Raw genomic sequence first — 5,213 nt, 5'->3', positions numbered from 1 at the left:
GTCAGAGCTAGTCCGATGTGACGTATGCGATGAAGCCGAGGTTGAAATTCAGTCCGGACTCTGTTACCGGAACATCTCCACGGGACAGGAACCTGAATCCGATCTCAGGTCGAAGTGCCAGCCGAGGAGCGATGAAGTACTGATCTCCGACTCCTAGATTGAGTCCGAATAGGCCTTCGCTGTCGCTACTTACTTCCTCATCATCATCGTTGGTAATGGTGAAAGCACTACTACCTGCCCCTACATCCAAGAATCCATAGAACGCTGGGCACACCGCGTCTATATGGTACTGGGCACCGATCATGACCATCAAAAGGGAAGCTGTAGAGCTTGCATCCGATTCCGGATCGCAGAATTTGGCCAAACTGTAATCGAATCCACCTCGAATACCGAACCCATCTCCCACATAATAGAGTCCCTCATAATTGAAATCGATCTGGGTGACAGCTGTTTCTGATTCGAAGTTCTCGCCATCGAACTCCTGGGTCAAGACATCGGTCCCAAAGGTCAGGTTGAGACCGGTACTTCCACCCACGGCATAGTTCCCGGCAAGGAACTGATTCTCAGAAAAGCTCGAGCCTTGACCGCTGTGGAATACATCGAATCGATCACCGGTATTGAAGTTATAGGTATTGAAACCGAGATTGACCCCGGTGAATGTATTGTCACCATCATCGAAATTCTGAGTCAATCCGCTGTAATTGACATAGAGGGTGAAGGCATGCCCGTCATTGAGAAGATAAGGCATCTTGACACCCAGGCTATACTCCGTGTAATCGGATTCACTTGAGAATGTGGATCCTCCAATGTCATCTTCGCTATTCAGCGTTCCACCTCCGAAATTGCCTCCGATGAACAGGTTCTGTGATCCGATGGGAAGGATGTACGATGCACCTATGCCTGCATTGAAACTGCTCGAGGATTGGGACCCGCTTCCTTGATCGGGAGTAAAGGAATCCACATCATATCCCAGATAGCCGCGTACTTGGACATTGTCCACAATATTGTATCCGTAGTGGGACATGAATCCAAACCAGGTATTGTTGCCCAGTTTATCCCCATCCGCTGAGACACCATCGAGCCTGAGGCCGAAGAGGTCACCTAGATTGAGGGCATGTACACCTTGTTGAGAGATAGTCTGGCTATTGATCTGCGAGGAAAGACCTCCAGCTTCAGTCTGTGCATAGCTAAGAACACTGGTGAGCATACCTATGCCAATGACAAGGGGTCGTATGAATAGAGATTTCATGGGGTCGAATTTTGGTATCACACCGTGCTATACCGGTGTGTGGTTCACTCGAAAGGTATGAAATCCAGACTAATCCGAGCCATTATCAAGAAAAGAGTCCCACCCAGAATGGGCGGGACTTCTCTTTGTTTACAAGAGGTAGGACTCGGATGTCTTACCGCTTATGGCTTAACAGATGAATCAATCAATAGTTGTGTCGGTAGGTAGGAATAGACTGATCTCATCTTCGAAATCTGACGTACAGCTCAGCTTGTAGTTACAGGCCTCACCGCTGTCATAGACCATCCGGATGGAGGTCTCGAAAAGGTAGATGGTCAGTTCTTCGTTGGTGGTCAAGTCACGTGCAAGCCATAGGACGCAGAATCCATCTATCGGATCGGATAGCATGGAAATGGAAGAGATATTCTTAAAGAAGTACTTCTCTCCATTGGGATTGGTACGGATGATGTCTCCGTTGGCCTTGAGGGCGAATTCCCTGTCGGCAGAGACCTCTTTGACCCTGTCGTCCAGTTCCTCCATACAGCTGGTGCTGAACTCTTGCGGGAGGAACAAGTCTCCTTCGTAACCGGTCATGCCGTTCTGGCATGAGGTGGTAAGGAGAAGTATCATTGCTATAGTGGGTAGGATAAGCGCTTTCATGTTGAATAGTTTAATCGTTGGTTTTTACTTCAATCAAGCGATCGGATTCGAGTCCTTAACTCTTCGATCATTTGTTGACCCAAAGGTGGGGCAGGAGTGTGCTGACTCACAAGAGGATAACAACCATAAAGCCCATAGGTGATTCCCTTGAATACATAGGGGTTTTTCCCCCTTCTCTTCAAGGTAAACCACGTGTAACATCTTACAAGAGATTGAAAATCAGTATTTTGTACATCCTGCGTGCAATGAGGTCGAAATCTCTTCCTCAGGATGGACCGATGAAGGGACTATCTTGATCGAAGAACCAAGCACGCGCAGGGATGGAATCTTATACCAGTATGGAAACGATCGTCTATCTGACCGAGATCACTGCCTTGATCAGTCTGTGGTATTTCCATCGCAAGCGGGGATCTGCCCGGACATCCATTCTTTTGACGGCTCTGGGCATTGTACTACTCACTGACACTCTGCTCTTTTTCGATTGGTTCCCTTCTGCGGAATACGTAGTGATCAATCTGGGAAACGGTTTTCAGATGATCCTGTATATGTTCTTCTTCCTCTCCTTGATGCGGCACGGTACATTCATCCGCACTATGATCATCTATTTGATCGGTTTCACTATCTATTGGATGGTGGACTCCCTGTTCTTCCATTCTATTGTGAATGAGATTCAGTATCAGATCTACGTATTCGGAGCGGCCGGGGTCTTGATCTTCATTCTGGCCTATGTCCATCAGGATCTTTTGAAGAGCCATAGGGCCATTCCTGTATTTCATCGCTATCTCCTATGGATCAGTGGGGCTTTATTCTTCTATCTGGCCATAGAGATTCCGATCTTCACCATGATCAACTACATGATGGAGAATGACGTGACTGAAATGGTATTTCCGATATTTCAGTTACAGTCACTCGTAGCGATGGTCTATTACCTTACCTATAGCACTGCACTATTATGGGCCAAGACGGTTTAGAGATATTCTTGCTAGGTACGGTGATATCACTGATCGTCCTAAGTACGGGCTTCGTTCTATTCACCACCTTCCTTTTCCAATATAAGCGCAGGTCCATGATACAGCAGCAGCGCCAGGAGATCGAGTATGTGAAGGCCATTGCTGAGACAGAGCATGAGATCAAGGAAGTCACGCTGAATCAGATAGGAAAGGAGCTCCATGACAATATCGGCCAGGTACTGACCGTAGCGCGAATACGTGTCCAAGAACTACGTGGCAAGGAGGATAAGAAGGAGCTCAAGCAGGTGGAGTCCGCTCTGGTGAAGGCGATGAAGGAACTCAGGAACCTCTCACGGACACTGAATTCTGAGCGAGTGGGTGAGTTCGGGTTGCGTAAAGTACTCTTCTCTGAAATGGACCGTATCGATTCATTATCCAAGTTCTCTACCGAGATGGATACCAAGGGGACCGAGTTCGAGTTGGACAGAGAGCAGGAGATCATCATCTTCCGTATCGTCCAAGAATTCCTTTCCAACAGCCTTAAACACTCAGGCGGTTCCAGAATTATTCTGTACCTTGACTTTCAGACCAACGGACTTAGACTCAGGATCCGAGATAATGGAATGGGATTTTCCCTGAATGGGAAAAGTGTCGCAAAAGGACACGGACTATTCAACATGAAGAATCGGGCCGCCTTGATCGGAGCACAATACGATCTCTGGTCAAGGGAGGGGAAAGGGACTGGACTTGATCTGTTCGTACCTAAAACCAATGCGCATGTATAAGGTAGTGATCATTGATGATCATGAGATGGTCTCTGAGGCGATCCGATCCATGATCGAGGGCTTCCAGACCTGTCAGGTCATCTACACCGCGGCCAATGGTCGCGAGGCTATCGAGCGACTGAGAAGTAATGGACTCAAGCCCGATCTCATCCTACTCGATCTCAATATGCCTGTGATGAACGGATTCATCACCATGGAACTCATCCATGAGGAATTCCCTGATATCATGGTGCTTTGTCTTTCCATGAATGATGATCGGGACTCCTTCCTACGTATCATCGAGGCAGGAGCTCACGGCTTCATCTCCAAAATGTCCAGCCCAGAGGAACTTCATACAGCTATACAGAGTGTGATGACCAAGGGTTGTTATTACACAGATGAGATGGCCGAGTTCCTCTTCCGTTCACTTCGCAACTCCAAAGAGACCGAATCGGCCGAGCTCAGTGATAGAGAAAGGGAATTGCTCGAACATATCTGCACGGAGATGACCTACCAGCAGATAGCCGAGGTGATGTGCCTCAGTCCCAAGACAGTGGATGGATACCGCACCTCTTTATTTCAGAAACTAGGCATACGCTCACGGGTAGGTCTGGCCATGTATGCCGTCAAACACGGATACTACGACATCGCCTGATCGCTCAGTTGAGGGACAATCGGGATAATGCTCCGCTTTGGAAGAGGAGGTTCTGTCCGGTACTTCCCAATTCATTCTCGGGTCCACACTCATCTCTATAGTGGGCCGCTGCGCCACTGTCATAGATCATGAGTAGCGAAGACTCGAAAAGATAGATGGTCAAGGGTTCATTGGTCGACATATCCTCGGCCAGCCAGAGGATACAGAAACCTTCATTCTCATCGGCCAGCATGGAGACCGAAGAGCGGTGCTTGAAGAAGACCGTTGTGCCTTCAGCGTCCTTACGTTCCAAATCTCCGTTGGCCAAGAGTTTGAAGTCCCTTTCAGATACCTGCGTGTATTTGTGGTCCTTGTATTCCTCATAACACGTGGTGGAGAATTTCTGAGGAAGGAAGAGATCACCCTCATAGGCGGTCAACTCCTGTTTCTGGCATGAATTGAATAGTATCGCGGTGGCAAGGGTCAGAAAAAATGGGTATTTCATGGTACTGCGATTATACCCTTGAAAATAGAGATTTATTCCATTCTGCCTGTGGTATCTGCAAGAATTCGCTCCACAATGTCTCTATCTATCCACATCCTGTTCTGAAGCAGAACACAGTTTGCGAAGCATACCACCGAAGACGATGCCATGAAAGGGGTAGACACTGTACCAGTAGAGTCGACCATTGAGACCCTTGGGACGGAATGTTGCCCGCTGATGTAAGGTGTCTCCTTCCGTCACGAATTCGAGCCAGGCTTCACCGGGCAGTTTCATCTCAGCAAACAGCAGGAGTCTCCCTTCTTCTTTATCGGCATAGAGTACACGCCAGAAATCCAGGGCATCTCCGGGATGCAATTCATCCTCATGGGTACGACCGCGCCTCAAGCCAACACCTCCGAACAGTTTGTCAACAAAGCCGCGTATACGCCAGAGTCCATCGGCATAGTACCAGCCGGTGCGCCCTCCTATGCGC

At 48.4% G+C, this 5,213-nt stretch carries 7 protein-coding genes; 3 read left to right on the top strand and 4 right to left on the bottom strand.

The window, feature by feature from the left end; all coding sequences use genetic code 11:
* Positions 1–7: 7 nt before the first annotated feature.
* Both HKN79_11375 and HKN79_11370 read right to left on the bottom strand, forming a co-directional pair.
* Positions 8–1,249 (bottom strand): outer membrane beta-barrel protein, encoded by a 1,242-nt coding sequence (locus tag HKN79_11375; GenBank protein NNC84168.1) that lies wholly within the window; start codon positions 1,247–1,249, stop codon positions 8–10.
* 180 nt (positions 1,250–1,429) lie between these two features.
* Entirely contained in the window at positions 1,430–1,888 is a 459-nt protein-coding gene (locus tag HKN79_11370; protein NNC84167.1) for a hypothetical protein, read from the bottom strand.
* Between the two features lie 338 nt (positions 1,889–2,226).
* Here HKN79_11370 and HKN79_11365 point away from each other — a divergent pair, with 338 nt between their 5' ends.
* Genes HKN79_11365 through HKN79_11355 form a run of 3 tightly spaced genes read left to right on the top strand, consistent with a single transcriptional unit; the run spans position 2,227 to position 4,257 of the window.
* Positions 2,227–2,859: a hypothetical protein gene (locus HKN79_11365; GenBank protein ID NNC84166.1), complete on the top strand. Its 633-nt coding sequence runs from the start codon at positions 2,227–2,229 to the stop codon at positions 2,857–2,859.
* The gene (locus HKN79_11360; GenBank protein NNC84165.1) at positions 2,841–3,623 is read left to right on the top strand and encodes a hypothetical protein; all 783 of its coding nucleotides are present in this window, start codon (positions 2,841–2,843) and stop codon (positions 3,621–3,623) included. Before HKN79_11365 ends, HKN79_11360 begins: the two co-directional genes overlap by 19 nt.
* Positions 3,616–4,257 (top strand): response regulator transcription factor, encoded by a 642-nt coding sequence (locus HKN79_11355; protein ID NNC84164.1) that lies wholly within the window; start codon positions 3,616–3,618, stop codon positions 4,255–4,257. The genes HKN79_11360 and HKN79_11355 overlap by 8 nt, the downstream gene beginning before the upstream one ends.
* Before the next feature lie 4 nt (positions 4,258–4,261).
* Here the strand turns inward: HKN79_11355 and HKN79_11350 are convergent, their stop codons facing one another.
* Complete coding sequence (locus tag HKN79_11350; protein NNC84163.1) at positions 4,262–4,741, bottom strand: hypothetical protein; 480 nt, start codon at positions 4,739–4,741, stop codon at positions 4,262–4,264.
* An 81-nt stretch (positions 4,742–4,822) separates the two neighbouring features.
* The coding region (locus HKN79_11345; GenBank protein NNC84162.1) for a DUF2867 domain-containing protein at positions 4,823–5,213 on the bottom strand (391 nt) is incomplete at its 5' end.

It is taken from the genome of Flavobacteriales bacterium, assembly GCA_013001705.1.
GTDB lineage: Bacteria > Bacteroidota > Bacteroidia > Flavobacteriales_D > JABDKJ01 > JABDLZ01.
This window is presented reverse-complemented; position numbering and strand designations above follow the sequence as displayed.